The 15,314-nt window shown below is 54.3% G+C and carries 15 protein-coding genes; 5 read left to right on the top strand and 10 right to left on the bottom strand.

The features are described 5' to 3' along the window. Positions 1-47: 47 nt before the first annotated feature. On the bottom strand, positions 48-1,130 hold the full coding sequence (locus F5984_RS01055; RefSeq protein ID WP_152122003.1) for a Gfo/Idh/MocA family protein: 1,083 nt from the start codon (positions 1,128-1,130) through the stop codon (positions 48-50). Positions 1,131-1,288: 158 nt separating this feature from the next. Between F5984_RS01055 and F5984_RS01050 the strand changes: the two genes are divergently transcribed. Continuing rightward, entirely contained in the window at positions 1,289-1,807 is a 519-nt protein-coding gene (locus F5984_RS01050; RefSeq protein WP_152122001.1) for a GreA/GreB family elongation factor, read from the top strand. 83 nt (positions 1,808-1,890) lie between these two features. Here F5984_RS01050 and F5984_RS01045 read toward each other — a convergent pair whose 3' ends face one another. The 3 genes from F5984_RS01045 to F5984_RS01035 are packed head-to-tail and all read right to left on the bottom strand — an operon-like array spanning position 1,891 to position 3,535. Next, on the bottom strand, positions 1,891-2,976 hold the full coding sequence (locus tag F5984_RS01045) for a hypothetical protein (protein ID WP_152121999.1): 1,086 nt from the start codon (positions 2,974-2,976) through the stop codon (positions 1,891-1,893). A gap of 6 nt (positions 2,977-2,982) precedes the next feature. After that, a complete protein-coding gene (locus tag F5984_RS01040) occupies positions 2,983-3,312 on the bottom strand; it encodes a type II toxin-antitoxin system RelE/ParE family toxin (protein WP_152121997.1) in 330 nt (109 codons plus the stop codon). Then, complete coding sequence (locus tag F5984_RS01035; protein WP_152121995.1) at positions 3,302-3,535, bottom strand: hypothetical protein; 234 nt, start codon at positions 3,533-3,535, stop codon at positions 3,302-3,304. Before F5984_RS01035 ends, F5984_RS01040 begins: the two co-directional genes overlap by 11 nt. Before the next feature lie 392 nt (positions 3,536-3,927). Between F5984_RS01035 and F5984_RS01030 the strand changes: the two genes are divergently transcribed. Together F5984_RS01030 and F5984_RS01025 are read left to right on the top strand one after the other, a co-directional pair. Further along, a complete protein-coding gene (locus F5984_RS01030) occupies positions 3,928-6,885 on the top strand; it encodes a glycosyltransferase family 117 protein (RefSeq protein ID WP_152121993.1) in 2,958 nt (985 codons plus the stop codon). 200 nt (positions 6,886-7,085) lie between these two features. Next, a complete protein-coding gene (locus F5984_RS01025; RefSeq protein WP_152121991.1) occupies positions 7,086-7,310 on the top strand; it encodes a hypothetical protein in 225 nt (74 codons plus the stop codon). 144 nt (positions 7,311-7,454) lie between these two features. Here F5984_RS01025 and dnaJ read toward each other — a convergent pair whose 3' ends face one another. Both dnaJ and F5984_RS01015 read right to left on the bottom strand, forming a co-directional pair. Continuing rightward, positions 7,455-8,618 carry a molecular chaperone DnaJ gene (gene dnaJ / locus F5984_RS01020; RefSeq protein WP_152121989.1) on the bottom strand — a complete coding sequence of 388 codons (1,164 nt, stop codon included), beginning with the start codon at positions 8,616-8,618 and terminating at the stop codon, positions 7,455-7,457. Positions 8,619-8,710: 92 nt separating this feature from the next. Further along, a complete protein-coding gene (locus tag F5984_RS01015) occupies positions 8,711-9,304 on the bottom strand; it encodes a nucleotide exchange factor GrpE (RefSeq protein WP_152121986.1) in 594 nt (197 codons plus the stop codon). 190 nt (positions 9,305-9,494) lie between these two features. Between F5984_RS01015 and queG the strand changes: the two genes are divergently transcribed. Further along, positions 9,495-10,424, top strand: coding sequence for a tRNA epoxyqueuosine(34) reductase QueG (queG, locus tag F5984_RS01010; protein WP_152121984.1), 930 nt, complete (start codon positions 9,495-9,497; stop codon positions 10,422-10,424). A 126-nt stretch (positions 10,425-10,550) separates the two neighbouring features. After that, positions 10,551-11,216 (top strand): TetR/AcrR family transcriptional regulator, encoded by a 666-nt coding sequence (locus tag F5984_RS01005; protein WP_185155384.1) that lies wholly within the window; start codon positions 10,551-10,553, stop codon positions 11,214-11,216. Here the strand turns inward: F5984_RS01005 and kynU are convergent. The 4 genes from kynU to F5984_RS26480 all read right to left on the bottom strand — a co-directional run bounded on the left by kynU (position 11,178) and on the right by F5984_RS26480 (position 15,283). Continuing rightward, the gene (kynU, locus tag F5984_RS01000; RefSeq protein WP_152121980.1) at positions 11,178-12,461 is read right to left on the bottom strand and encodes a kynureninase; all 1,284 of its coding nucleotides are present in this window, start codon (positions 12,459-12,461) and stop codon (positions 11,178-11,180) included. The two genes, F5984_RS01005 and kynU, sit on opposite strands and share 39 nt — an antisense overlap. Positions 12,462-12,500: 39 nt before the next feature. Further along, entirely contained in the window at positions 12,501-14,396 is a 1,896-nt protein-coding gene (locus tag F5984_RS00995; protein WP_152121978.1) for a hypothetical protein, read from the bottom strand. 81 nt (positions 14,397-14,477) lie between these two features. Further along, the gene (locus F5984_RS00990) at positions 14,478-14,861 is read right to left on the bottom strand and encodes a hypothetical protein (RefSeq protein WP_152121977.1); all 384 of its coding nucleotides are present in this window, start codon (positions 14,859-14,861) and stop codon (positions 14,478-14,480) included. Positions 14,862-15,061: 200 nt separating this feature from the next. Then, positions 15,062-15,283: a hypothetical protein gene (locus F5984_RS26480; protein WP_185155383.1), complete on the bottom strand. Its 222-nt coding sequence runs from the start codon at positions 15,281-15,283 to the stop codon at positions 15,062-15,064. Positions 15,284-15,314: the final 31 nt, after the last annotated feature.

Below are 15,314 nucleotides of genomic sequence, written 5' to 3'. Positions count from 1 at the left end.
TTTTGTTGAAAAGCGTACAACCAGACCGGTTTACCGGGCAAAGTATCTTACAACCGCACTACCTCGCCCGTGCGAACGCTCTCGTCGCAGGCGAAGGCAATGCGCAGAGAGTTGACGGCATCGGCCAGGTGATCGGTCAGGTCGAGGTTTTCCTGAATCGACTTGAGGAAGTACCGCTGCTCACGGTTACAGAGCTCCTGGTGGTCGGGCTCGTCGGTCAGGTCGATCCACTCGTCGGGTTGGGTAAACTCGTCGTTGGCGTCGATCTCCGCACGGTGTACCCGCAGCGACTCGGTTTTGGTGTGGGCGTCCACGTTGTCGGAGTTACCAACAGCACCCGCGTTTTTAGCCACAATGGATACGCAGCCATTCGGCCCGATCACATCCTTCACAAAAAAGGCCGTTTCGCTCATCATGGGGCCCCAGCCAGCTTCGTACCAGCCCACTGAGCCATCTTCGAAACGGATTTGCAGTTGGCCGTAGTTGTAGTTGTCGGCCGGAATGTCGTTGGTCAGTCGGGCCCCGATGGCGCTCACCCAAACGGGTTTCGAGCGGGTCATCTGGCACATCACATCAATGTAATGCACGCCACAGTCAACAATCGGGCTGAGCGACTTCATCAGGTTACGGTGCACGGTCCACATGTAGCCGTGGCTCTGCTGATTCAGGTTCATGCGCATCACAAGTGGCTTACCCAGCTGCTGAGCTTCCTGCACGAACCGCTCCCACGAGGGGTGCACCCGCAAAATATACCCGACCACTACTTTACGGTCGGCTTTCACGGCGGCCTCCACCACGCGCTCGGCCCCTTCGACGGTATCGGCCAGGGGTTTTTCGATAAAGACGTGACAGCCCGCTTCGAGCGCCATAATGGCAAATTGCTCGTGGGTATCGGGGTAAGTTGAGATGCAAACCGCATCGGGGCGGGTTTCGGCGAGGGCCGCAGCGTAATCGTCGAAGAGCGGGTAGCCTCCGCCGAGTTTTTCGTTCAGAACGTGCTTGCTCTTACCGGTCGAAACGATACCGCAGATTTCGAAGCCATCGAGAAGTTGGTAAGCCTGCGCGTGCGACGCGCCCATATTGCCGCAGCCCACAACGAGGACGCGGATTGGAGAGGGTTGAGAGGTCATGTGACAAAGATAGGGAACTGGACTAAAACAGAACCAACCGGGGCCCGGTAACGCTACCCGGCCGATCAGGAGCGCACCATCGATTTCCGTAACAACCGATTGGGTACGGGGTTTTAGGGATAAAAGCAGGTGCCTGTACTTTTTTCCTTTGTTTTCCGATGAGCCGTGCCTTCCTCAAAAACGAAACTGCCGACGACCCAGTCGTGATTCCGGCCCGGGCTCCGCTGCCACCCGGCGTTACCAATTACGTGACGCCCCGGGGACTGTTACTGCTCCGTACCGAGCTGGCCGATCTGGAAACCGAGCGGGTACGTCTGCAAACGGTCGAGCCCGACGAAACCGAGCGAACCCGCCAATTGGCACTCATCAATGGCAAAATAGTCGCCCTCAACAGCCGGATAGCGAGTGCCACCGTGGTGCATCCGCACGACCACGCCGACGATCCGGTGGTTCGGTTTGGAGCGACCGTAACACTGACAGGCCGATCGGAGTCGGCCACGACGCGCCAGCTGACCATTGTGGGGGTCGATGAAGCCGACGCTACGCAGGGCCTCATTGCGTTTACGGCTCCATTGGCCCGCAGTCTGCAAGGCAAGCGCGTTGGCGACATCATCACCCTCCGCACCCCACGCGGAAACGAGGAGTTAGCAATAACGAGTCTGTCCTTTACAGCGTGAATCAGCCCCGGTTATCCATTTTCATACAGAGTTGATTGGTAAACGGATCGAACCGGATAAAACCGATACGAACGGATTCTCCCTTACCCCCTTCTCCTTTCCTCCCCTCCACCCTCTGTCAAATACTCCGCTACCAACGCCCAGCAGTGCGCTTCGCAAACCCAGCGCATATGCACAAACGGACTGGTGGCCAGCCGGTTCAGCAGTGGGTGCTCGTAGGCCGTGAGCATCCCGGCAATGAAAAAATGGAACGTTTCGAACGACTGTTCGATATGGGTCAGGTCGAGCGGGGGCGGGTTCTCACCGAGCCGGCGGAGGGTGGTCGACAAAATCACCCGGTCCATCGGGTGGGTAACCTGAGCGAGTTGAGCACGGGCATCGGCCACGAGCTGAGGCTGCACGGCAACCAGTTCGGGTGGGTGAAACATAGCCAATAACCGTCCGATGTGATACAGAATGAGGGGCGTTCGAGCGTAGTGCGGAGCACAGCGAAACGGCTGCGAGACGTACTGGCCCGAACGTACCATTTGTACCAATAGGGTCAGACTGTCGGTGTCGTGCTCATTCCGGGGCAGCTTATGCCGAAAAATCAGGTACAGCAGATTACTCAACGCGCAGACATCGAAGTCGATAGGCATTTTTTTGCCGAACCAGGTAGAGTAAGCGCGCAGGTGGCGGTACTCAGGAAAGGTGTTGCGGATGCGGTGCCGGGTGCCGTTGGCGTGTTGGGAGAGCTTTTCTTTGAGCCAAATCAGGGTCTCAGGTGCGGGTGGCTGAGTCAGAAACACCAGAGCCGTATCGTCGATGTCGTCGGGGATACGAAAATGATCGAAGCGGTGGAGTAGCCGCCCATTGGAAAAATGCCGTGAGGGGCGTGTCGGCCAGAAATTATATGTGTCGAGACCATCCTTGTTGCGGAAGTGTGGGTAAGCGCGCGCGGCTCGTTCGCCTATTTCATCAACAAGCCGGGCCGCATCGGGCGCGAGCCGGTGCCGAATCCCCTGCAAAGTAAAAAGCGTGCAGGCCGTCAGAAACACATTATTGTCGGCCCGGCGGTAGTTTAGCCATTGCGGCTGAATCCGGTACGAAGGAAACAGACCGGGCGAGAATCGCGAATCGGTATGCGATTGGAGGGCAGCAATGTGAGCGATTATTGAGTCGGGAGACATGCCTTTTTAACTTTCCAGCAATGCCAGCAAATCATCCAATTCATCACCAGAAACAGTGCTTTGCTCCGATTTATCATAAATATATGACAGTGTCACGGTCTCATTTACCACCTTCACATACGTGATCACACGAGCACCTCCTGCCTTACCTGTTTTCTTTGACGTAATTTTGAGCCTGACTTTATAGAGATTACCACCTAACGATTGACCGAGCGTGGGGTTTTCTTTAAGTTCTTCTCCTAAATGAATAAGGTCCGATTTTATAGATGGATACTTTTTGGCCAGCCGCTTGATCTGTTTATCAAAAACGGCCAAGGTCAGAATCTTATAATTCATTGAGCAGATCGGCTAAAGGCCTCGCTTGCTTTACTCCCTGTTCAACGGCCTTAAGTTCAAGAATAGCTTCTTTCAATTCCGAAATTAGCTGTTCACGACTCGGCTCTTCTATTTCGTAAGAAGATAAATCGGTGTATTTCTTTTTAAGCTGATTCCAATCGCGCATAGGTATAAAAACACCCGCCGGATTTCCTTTGCTGTCGTGAATAACCTGTACGCTCATCTTTGTTTGCTTTTAGTCAAATTTCCTTTTTTTCGGCGATACCACCAAACCTATCTGGATCGCAAAGCCGTTCACGCGAACCCTCTCCTGCCACCTTAACGATTTTTAACAGGCCCCTGTCCGGTTGTCGGAGTCAATTTTAGTAATTTTGACCAGAAAAGCAGTTGCGTTGCCTTATATAGGGTGCGAGACAAGTCTACTCAAACGCATTTTTGTCATCCCGACGGCAGGAGGGATCTTTTTCGTATCCGCTCAAATTGAATGGATTAAGCGTAGATCCCTCCTACCGTCGGGATGACAAAATAGGACGGAATGACAAAAACAGGCTTGTTTATACTCTCCGGCACACAACAGAGCTATTGACTTTTCGACTAACGACTCCTACACAATTTATGCAGTCATTCCGACGCTTGAACACCATTGCGGGCTGGGCCACCTTCGCGGTTGCGTTGCTAACCTACAGCCTCACGGTCGAACGCACCGCCAGCTTCTGGGATTGTGGTGAATTTATTGCCTGTGCCTACAAACTCCAGGTTCCGCACCCTCCGGGGGCACCGTTCTTCCTGCTCATTGGTCGTATTTTTTCCCTGCTGGCCGGGGGCGATGTTACGCAGGTAGCCTTCTGGATCAACATGGTATCGGTACTGGCTTCGGCCTTCACCATTCTGTTTCTGTGCTGGACTATCTCTATGCTCGCCCAGAAACTGATTGGCAAACCGGAATCGGAATACAACACAGCCGACTCCCTGCTCGTGGTAGGCTCGGCCGTAGTGGGGGCGCTGGTGTATACCTTCTCCGACACATTCTGGTTCTCTGCCGTTGAGGCCGAGGTGTACGGTATGTCGTCGTTTTTCACGGCCATTGTGGTGTGGGCGGCCTTCCGCTGGGAGCGCATTCAGGACGAAGCCGCGGCCAACCGCTGGCTGATCTTCATTGCCTACCTCATTGGCCTGTCTATCGGGGTTCACTTGCTCAACCTCGTGACCTTGCCCGCCCTGGCCCTTATTTACTATTTCAAGAAAACCGCCCGGCCCACGTTCAAAGGGGGTGCCATCGCCTTCATCATCGGGTTTGCGGTACTGGGTGTCATCAACGCGGGTATTATTCCGGGCCTGCCCAGCGCGGCTTTTGTACTCGAAAAATTCTTTGTCAACACACTGGGCATGCCGTTTAGCACGGGTATGACCGTGTTTGCGGTGCTGTTCTTTGCGGCTCTGATTTACGCCCTGTTCTGGTCGAACAAGAATGGACGGGTGTACATCAACACGGCCCTGCTGGGTCTGGCGTTCGTGCTGGTGGGCTACATCTCGTACATTCAGGTATTGGTGCGGTCAGACTTCAACCCGCCTATCAACGAAAACGACCCGAGCGACGCCCTCAACTTTATCTCGTACCTCAAGCGCGAGCAATACGGTAGCCGTTCGCTCACCTATGGGCCGGTGTTTACCTCGCGCCCGGTTGACCAGAAACCCGGCGACCCGCTTTTCAAGAAAGAAGGGAACAAATACGTCGAGTACGGCAACTCGCCTAAGTACGTGTATGAACCCGGCGACGAGATGCTGTTCCCGCGGGTGTATAGCTCGCAGCAAAACCACCCGCAGCTGTACCGCCAAATGCTCGGTCTGGCCGAAGGGCAAAAACCAACCTTTGGCGATAACCTGGAGTTTTTCTTCAACTACCAGTTGGGGCACATGTACTGGCGGTATCTGATGTGGAATTTCTCCGGTCGCGAATCGGATCAGGAAGGGGCCGGTTATCTGCTGCCTTGGTCGACCGATGAAGGAGCTCCCGAACTGCTCAAGACCAACAAAGCCCGCGACAATTTCTACATGCTGCCGTTCTTGCTGGGCCTATTTGGTATTGTATTCCAGTACTACCGCAACCGGCGCGATTTTCTGATTGTCGGGCTGCTATTTCTGTTCACAGGTATTGCGTTGCAGGTGTTCCTGAACTCACCGCCCTCCGAACCCCGCGAGCGCGACTACATCTACGTAGCTTCGTACTATTTCTTCGCCATCTGGGTTGGGTTGGGCGTAATGGCGCTGGCCGAGGGGCTACGACAATACCTCAAATCAGACATGACCCGCAACGGGGCTATTGTGGGCCTGAGCCTGCTGGTGCCGGTGATGATGGGCGCCAAAAGCTGGGATAATCACGACCGCTCGAACCGCTACCACTCGGTCGATTTTGCCAAAAACCTGCTTAACTCGTGCGCACCCAACGCCATTCTGTTTACCGGGGGCGATAACGATACCTTCCCGCTCTGGTACGCGCAGGAGGTTGAAGGCTTCCGGCGCGATGTGCGGGTGTGTAACCTGAGCCTGTTGGGTACCGAGTGGTACATTCAGCAGATGAAGCGCAAAACCTACGAGTCGGAGGCACTCCCGATTTCACTTGAGTTCGATCAGTTCAACAAGGGCGAAAACGACGTGATTCCGTTCTACGAGATGAGCGCCGTGAAAGACGGTATCGACCTGAAACAGTATATCAACCTCGTGAAGCAGGGTAGTCAAGCGGTTCGGGTGCCCCTCACCACGGGCGAAATGACGAGCATTCTCCCCTCGTCGGTACTGTTCCTGCCTATCGACAAGGCGGCTGTCGACAAAGCCAATTTTGTACCTTCGCTGCTGCGCCCCCTCGTAGGCGATACCCTTCAGTGGACCATTGGCAAGCGTGATCTGTACAAACCTGACCTGATTATGCTCGACATCATCGCGACGAACAACTGGCAGCGGCCGATCTATTTCTCATCGACGCTGGCATCGGACAACTACCTCAATCTGAAAGATCACATGCAGGTAGAGGGTTACGCGTACCGCCTGATGCCGGTGCGGGTCGATGGCGCGTCGGATGGTTTTGTGAATACCGACATTGCGGCTAACAACCTGATGAAGCGGTCGTTCTGGCGTGAGATGAACAACCCGAACACCTACTACGACGAAACGTATAAAGGGTCGCCGGTGCTAACGGCACGGATCGCGTTCTTCCGGTTGGCCGATCAATTGATTCGCGAGGGTAAAAAAGCCGAAGCCAAAAAGGTACTCGACTACTCGCTCAGCGTAATCCCCGACAGCACCATTCCCTTCGACCAGATTTCGTCGAACTTCGTGCAGCTATACTTCAACGTAGGCGACACCAAGAAGGCCCTCGAAATTGCCGATACGATGGTGACCCGCATTGACCAGAACCTGACTTACAACAAAACGTCGGGTCGGCAGTTTGGTGATGTTCGGTCGGATCTGTACAGCCTCAACTCAATTGTTGAAGCCTGCAAAGAAGCCAAGCAGGATGCTCTCGCCCAGAAGTACGAAGCCCTGCTCGAAAAGCACTATTCGGCTTACGGCGGTTAATCAGCACGCCAATTATATTCAAAAACACCCCTGTCGGCACCGCGTCGGCAGGGGTGTTTTGCTTACGGGCACGCCTTAAATCAGACCCCAAAAACAAGGCCAAATTGTGTACTATTTATCGCTAAAAGTAGGCTTAAATGAGCTAAAACGGCCATTTTATTGTTCTATAAGCAGACCAGAAACAACGGATACAACGCACAATGAAATCGCTAGAACTGCTGACCACCACTACATACAATGCGCCTGCGGCAGTTCCGGCCCGCCGTCATAAGGCCAACGGTACGGCTACGGCTGCCCTGCTCATTCAGATTGCGAGCGAGATGCTGACCACCTCGCCCACCCTGCGCAAGCGCCTTGGAGTGACCCTTACCGATTTGGCCGCGGCCGAAAAGGTGCGCAAAGAGTTGAGCAGAAAAGGGCTGTAGCAGAAAAGCGTGGGGCAGGGAGACATGACATCTCGTTTAGAGAAATGTCATGTCTATCCATTTTCCTTCGTATTTTCACAAAAAAAGCCGTCAGGTCTGGGACCTGACGGCTTTTTTTGATAGCCAGTGCGCTAAAAATCGCTTTCAACCATGAAAGAAGTCTTTCATCTTCTCGAAGAAGCCTTTCTCGTTTTTGTTCGGCTTAGGCTGGAAATTGGGCGATGCGCGCAGTTTTTCGAGAATAGCCCGCTCTTCTGATGAAATGGTACGGGGAGTCCACACGTTCACGTGAATCAGTTGATCGCCCCGGCCGTAGCCATTGAGCTCTTTGATACCTTTGCCTTTCAGACGCAGGATTTTGCCGCTTTGTGTGCCCGGTTCGAGCGTAATGCGGGCGCGCCCGTCGATGGTTGGCACCTCGACACTCGTACCCAAAGCCGCATCGGGGAACGTAACGTACAAGTCGTACACCACGTTGCTGCCGTCGCGCTTGAGGTCAACATCTTCTTCTTCTTCAACCACAATGAGCAGGTCGCCGGCCACGCCCCCACGGGGAGGTACGTTGCCCTTACCGCCCACCGAGAGCTGGATTCCCTCGGCTACACCCGCCGGAATCTTGATCGGGATTACGTCTTCTTCGAGCACCCGACCCTCGCCGAAGCAAGCATCACAGCGGTCGGTCACAATTTTGCCTTCGCCGTTACAGGTAGGGCATGTGCTGGTCGACACCATCTGTCCGAGCATGGTATTCACCACCTTCCGAACCTGACCCGTGCCGTTGCACGACGAACAAGTCTGGACGGCCGTACCGTTCTTAGAGCCGTTACCTCCGCAGGTGGTACACGAAACGTGGCGCTTTACCTTGATCTTTTTCTCAACGCCGTTGGCTACTTCCTGTAGGTTCAGCTTCAGCTTGATGCGCAGGTCGGAGCCGCGCCGAACGCGCTGCCGCGAACCGCCACCGCCCCGGTTGAAGAAGCTACCAAACGGAGACTCCTCACCGAAGATGTCGCCAAACTGGCTGAAAATATCCTCCATCGATGGGCCGCCCGCTCCGTAGCCGCCACCGCTTGCCGCACCACCGAGTCCGGCATGGCCAAACTGATCGTAGCGCGCCCGCTTATTGGCATCGCTCAGTACATCGTAGGCTTCGGCGGCCTCTTTGAATTTCTCTTCGGCCGACGGGTCGTCCGGGTTTTTGTCCGGGTGATATTTGATGGCCATCTTCCGATAGGCCTTCTTGATATCTTCCGCCGAAGCGCCTTTTTCAACGCCTAATATTTCGTAATAATCTCGTTTCGTCGCCATGTTTTCAATGAGCGATTGAGCGAATAAGTGATTGTGTGAGAAGTCTTTAAACTATTCACTCAATTACTCAATCACTCATTCACTCAATTAGTTTAACTTCCTACGATCACCTTTGCAAACCGGATGACTTTGTCGTTGAGATAATAACCGCGCTCGGTTTCGTCGATTACTTTTCCTTTCAGATCGTCGCTCGGAGCCGGAAACTGCGTGATCGACTCGTGCAGGTCTGCGTTGAATACTTCACCTTTAGCCACCATCGGTTTCAGGCCTTTGCTTTCGAGGGTACGGCTCAGTTTGTGATAAATCAGGCTGACGCCTTCTTTCACAGCGGCCACATCTTCGGCTTTATCGATGGCCTGCATAGCCCGCTCAAAATCGTCGACCACCGGCAACAATGCCACCAGCATGCCTTCATTCGCGTTGGCAATCAGTTCCATTTTTTCCTTAGCCGTGCGCCGACGGAAGTTCTCAAAGTCGGCGTACAGACGCAGGTATTTATCTTTCAGTTCAACCAACTCCTTGTACGTCTTGTCTTCGGCTGATTCAGTAGCGGCCTGGCCCTCCCCTCCGGCAGTTCCGCCGTTTACAGTCACGGCCTCATCGGTGGTGAGGGTTTCGTGATCGGCACTGTCAGTTTGTGGGTTGGTCTGCTGTTGTTCGTCGTCCAAAATGTCTTTATTTTCCATGCTGTAACGCACTTAGTATGTCATAATTCAGGTGTAAAAGTAGGCGCAAAAGCGTTGCCAAACCCCACAAATCTGCCAAGTTGTCCGAGTTTGTGGTGGCACCTGTGTCAATCGGATTTTTTGCCGACCGGTTGGTGTTTAGCTGGGTACGTACCAACTGTATCTCCCGTTTTTGCAGAACGGCCTCTTCATGTCTGTCATTGAGCACCATACCAACCTGATCAAAGCCGAGGCTGCCCGGCTGGGATTCGACTTCTGCGGGGTGTCGAAGGCGGGTTTTCTGGAAGCCGAAGCCCCTCGGCTCGAAACCTGGCTTAATCGGAATTACCACGGACAGATGGCCTACATGGCCAATCATTTCGACAAGCGGCTCGACCCCCGCAAACTTGTTGAGGGTGCCCGCTCGGTGGTGACTGTTTTACTCAATTACTATCCCGAACGGCGGCTTCCCGAAGGCGACGACGACCTGAAAATCTCGAAATATGCCTACGGAGAAGATTACCACTTTGTCATAAAAGATAAGCTAAAAGATTTCCTGTCGTTTATTCAGGAGGAGATCGGCGAGGTGGGGGGGCGCGTATTTGTCGATTCGGCCCCGGTTATGGACAAAGCCTGGGCGCAACGGTCGGGGGTGGGTTGGGTAGGTAAGCATTCGAACCTGATTAACCGGCAAATGGGCAGTTTCTTTTTCATCGGCGAGCTGATTCTGGACCTCGACCTGGTACCCGACGGCCCCATTGCCGACTATTGCGGCACCTGTACCCGCTGTATGGATGCCTGCCCGACCGAGGCCATCACCGAACCGTATGTAGTGGATGGGAGCAAGTGTATTTCGTATTTTACCATTGAACTGAAAGAAGCCTTACCCACCGATATGCAGGGTAAGTTCGATAACTGGATCTTTGGTTGCGATGTTTGTCAGGATGTTTGCCCCTGGAATCGGTTTGCCCGCCCACACCAAACACCGGCTTTATCACCCAAACAGGACCTTTTAGATATGAGCCGACAAGACTGGGTAGAAATTACTGAGGAAGTATTTCGGGAGTTATTCCGCAGATCGGCAGTTAAACGCACTAAGCTTGAGGGGCTTAAACGGAATATTTTATTTATGAATGATTAACCATTTAGCAACAAATGGTGACCAACCCATTGATTATTTTTTCTAATGATGGTTACTTTGTTGTAAAAAGTAAACAACACGCCACAGGAAAGAATGCCAAGGGATAGGATAAACCAGGAACAAAAGTTGATTAAGGCTGTAGGCGAAATACTTCGCGAGCAGGGCTTCGATCAGCTCAAAATAAACAAAATAGCGCAACAGGCAGAGGTAAATAAGGTACTTATATATCGCTATTTCGGTGGGCTTGAGGGGCTTCTGGCAGCCTATTACAAACAGGAACAACCCCAAATTGCCGCCCCTACCATCGACGTTGAACACCTAAAAAACCTTCCGCTTGAGAGTGTTTTTCAAGTGTGCCTGGAATACATTCTGAACGAGTTTCGCGAACTCCGAACCAATGTAGTAGCCCAGGAATTCCTGAAAGCCGATCTGTACAATACCCACGACGAACGTAACCCGGTGGTACTCGAACGCGAAGAGCGGCTAAAAAAAATTATCGACGAACTGGCTTCGATGATCGGCAACAAAGACGGGCGGGGCTTTCCGGCAGTCATTGTCAGCGGCCTTACGTTGTTGACCTTATATGCCCACCAACACAAACAGGTGATGGGCATTAACGTCGACACAGAAGAAGGCTGGGCGCGCATTGAGACCGCCCTGTCCAATATTTTCCACGGAGCGTACCTGTTTCACAAAGAGCGATTGGCGAACCTGAACCAATCAGCTTCCGGCGATACGCCCTCCAGCGGGGCGTCACCCGGCGAAGCGTCGCCCGGCGAAGAAGCTGCGTAGAGCCTCGCCCACCTGCCACACATCACTAAACGAGTTGTACAGCGGTGTAGGAGCTAGTCGAATACAGTCGGGTTCACGCCAATCACCAATAATTCCCGACTCGGTCAGGTAATTGAACAGAGCTTTACCGTCTTGCTTCACCAGTAGCGACAACTGACACCCGCGCCCGGCGGGGTCGGCGGGCGTGAGCACCTGAATGGTCTCCGCAAACGGTTCGAGCACGTAGGCCAAATACCCCGTTAGTCGTTCGCTTTTCTGCCGCAAAGCCGCCATACCGGCTTCGGCCGTGATGTCGATAGCCGCCTTGTGCAGGGCCAACGCCATAATATTGGGTGTACTGAGTTGCCAGCCGGCCGCGCCGGACATCGGCACAAACCCCTTGGTCATTTTGAACCGGCTCGCTTCGTCGTAGCCCCACCAGCCTGCCAGCCGGGGTACGTCAGCGGTATGATGCCGCTCGTGCACAAACACGCCCGAAACCGCACCGGGGCCTCCATTGAGGTATTTATACGAACACCAGGTGGCAAAATCAACGCCCCAATCGTGCAATTGCAAGGGCACATTGCCAATGGCATGGGCCAAATCGAAGCCAACCAGCAGATTGTGCGCGTGGGCTGCATGCGCAATAGCTGCCATATCGTACACTTGTCCGGTGTAATAGTTGAGGCCGCTCATGAGAACCAGCGCAAGGGAGTCAGCATGAGTTGCCACAGCCTCGCAAATCGTTTGCGTATCAATCAGGCCATCCTCACCCGGTTTTATCTCGATCAGGACACTATCGGGGTCAAGCCCCCGTGAGCGGATGTGCGTTTCAAGCGCGTACTGGTCAGACGGAAAATCACCAGCAATCGTCAGGATCTGGGTTTTGGTGCCCTGCGGCCGGTAAAATGAGGCCATTAGCAAATGTAGATTCACCGTCAGGGCGTTCATGGGGCAAACCTCCAGCGGTTGCGCTCCCACAATCTGGGCCAGCGGCTCCTGACAACGTTGGTGATAACCCAGCCACGAAGGTGTTGCCTCATCTAAACTCTCAAACCACCCCTCCACACCAAGATGCTGCCAGGTATCTAATTCCCTATCCAGAGCGCGCCGGGCGGCTTTGGGCTGCAAACCAAGTGAGTTACCGCATAGGTAAATGAGGTCCTGCCCGTCACGTTGCGGAATATGAAACCGGTCGCGGTAGGCGCGGAGCGAATCCTGCGCATCGAGCGCCTGCGCAAAGGAAAGTGTATTTTCGTAGTGCATTGTTGATGAGAGAGTTGACAACTTAAAAACAGGCCCAAATCAGGCACTCATTAGGGCTACAATAGCAAACGGATTAAGGGTGATAGCCGTCTCGGCAAACGGGGCAACAGGTGGCAGGGTTCCGGTTTTGATAGCGGCTGGGGCCGTGATTTCGTCGAGCACGCAAACCTCGGCGGGCGTTACAGGCCACTCACCCAGGTCGACGGTTTGGGGCTCCGGACTATGGTTGGCCAGCACCAGCAGGTGTCTATCGTGCCAGGTGAGCCAGAGGGCACTGCCCTGCACCGGGTCCAGAAACGCAATGGGTTTGGCTACGGCCCCTTTCCAATCGGCGAGTAGTTGCAACACCAGCCCTACCGGAAACACATCGCCCGGTTCGGCACTGAACCGGTCAGGGAACAGGGGCGCATCGAGGCCCTGAATCACACCCCGCCCGCCTTTGGTATCGAAAAATGTGACACGAGCGGCCCCGGCACTCGTCAGCGAAGCCAAACTACCCAAAAACCAGCCTGCCGCCAGCAACGACGGTTGCCGGGGGTCAATATCGGCGGGCCAATCGGTATCGAAGTTGGTAGGTACGCCCGACAATCGTTGACGCAGCGACACCGGCCCTACGTGTATCGCGGTCGACGGCAGCAGGGCCTGCATCGACCGAACCGTGTCGGCATGAGCATCTTTGTTTTCGATAACCGTCCAGTCGCCCGTGAGGTGCATCTGCGGATTAAGCGAACACACCAGATAGTCCGTTCGGTCGGTTTCAAACGTAGCACCTTGCAGGTCGACAAACGGGCCGGTAGTGCCCGCCCCCAGCAGCGCCCCCGGAAACAGCGCCCGCAGGGGTTCGGCTACGGCCGTTAGCAACCCGTCGGGGGTGGCCGGGTGGGTGAGGCTGAACACCTCGACTGCCCAGGCCTGCACACCCAGCCACGATACGGCCTGTTGCAAATAATCGAGTTCGGCCGGGTAGTTATCCGTAAACGAAATGGCCAGTAACACCTCCGCCTGCAACTTTTTGGCTTCGCTCAGGCCCACCGTAAACCACTCCGACCAATCGGGCCGACCAAAATTCAGTTCGATTCGCAGATGATGGGGGGCCATGCGCCGAAGTTGCGTTACCTCGTCGGTTTTGAGTTTGGGCGTATCGAGTGCCTGACACAAGCCAATAACCGGCAAAGGATTTTCGGGGCCGTCGGGCCGCACAAGCCGAAGTTGTTGCGCGGTGGCCATTCTCTCTTCAGCCGAGCGGTTTACCAGTTCGAGCGTTACGCGCTGGCTAATCCGGTCGCCGGGCTCAATGTGCACCGGCATGGGCAAACGTACCGGCGTGCAATACGTCTTAAACGAAGCATCGCCCCAGTTGCGTTGGTCTTCTGTTTCGAACACATCACCCGCAACCGATAACTGAACCACATCTTGGTGCGGCAACGTCCAGCGCAGGACGGCAATATCCTGAAAGGGTTGCTGTAAGGTGATACTTTCGGGAAAAATACCCTCTACGGTACGGCCATCGGGCGTTTCGACAATAGCCGGGCGGCCCACGGTTTCGGCCAGTGAGTGCAGTACGCACAAGCCAGCCCGATTCCGCCAGAACGGTACCAGCACCTCGCCCTCAAGCCCGAAGTCAATACGGCCGCTTGCATCGCCGGTAAGCTGCGCCTGCCAGCGGATAATTTCGGTAACTCCCTCGAAGCTCCCGCCCGTGTACGAAATTCGGAACGATTGCTCCCCAATTTCCACTTGCTCGTCGGTCAGTTGCCAGTCGAGGGTATTCCAGCGGGCATCGCGCAAGGCAAAATAGATCATTCTGACCACCTCGTCGTCGCCCAGTTTCACATAGCGTAAAAAGCCATTTTCGTACAGGGCCGTTAGGGGGCCAGCCTGTACCCGGCGGATCGGGTGGGATTGGGAGGTACCGGTATACAGAAGCGTAGACATTGCGGGAGCGTGTAAACAGTTTGTGGCGCAAATTAACCGCCCCGGCCCACACTTCCGCAACCCCCTAATACGTGAACAGGCTTATGACTGAGCGCGCAGGGCCCGGAAACGGTTGATCCCGATTAGTTTGGTTGGCCGCCCGGTCTCGCCCGGTTGACTTGCAGTGGCGCGTTGAATATGCTCAAGCTGCCTATTCAGCTGGGCAACTGTGCGGCTCAACTGATCGAGCTGACGCTGTAGATGCACCAACGGTTCGCCGATGACGTGCTCAGTCGGCGGGGCCATTGATTCAGATGCCGTTGCGGGGCGGCTTGTTTGGGCAGGTGCCACGTTGCCACCAAACGGCGACCCCACGCGGCTCAATGCTTCAAACACGGCCTTGTTATTGTTCACAAACGTCGACAGCCGGTGCCCGACCGCGTTTGGGGTCAGACGAGTATGCTTATATTGTTGAGTCAGTTCCATTAGTTCTTGTGTTGTTTAGGTGATACAGTTTGATCGGCCTCTGCTATAGACCTCCTGATCAACCACTTAGGCCGGTACCATAGGCGGCCCGGCACTCAGTAAAGAAACGGGAGGGGTTTGGCAAAAGTTTAATCCTTTGAACCCGAAACCCCTGTCTGACCCAAATCTATTGATTACGACCCGTATATTTATTTGAATAATTATAAAAACAGGCAAAAAATATTCTTTTTCCACGAACCGATTCCTAACGTACCAAACGTACAAGCTTCGACGAAACCAAAGCCTGCCAGTTGTTTTACGCGCCCCCTACCTACATCCGTCAACCAGTAGAGGAAATAAGTCAGGTAGCCACCAAGCTTCTGCCCGACACCATCACCACCAACCGCATCACGCAGGTGAACCTGGAGGCCAGTCCTGGACATTAGATGTTGGAAATTAGACGTTAGACCTCCA

Origin of the sequence: Rudanella paleaurantiibacter (assembly GCF_009184635.1) — a bacterium.
Classification (GTDB): domain Bacteria; phylum Bacteroidota; class Bacteroidia; order Cytophagales; family Spirosomataceae; genus Rudanella; species Rudanella paleaurantiibacter.
The sequence above is the reverse complement of the archived record's forward strand: the minus strand, read 5'-3'. Positions and strand labels throughout refer to the sequence as shown.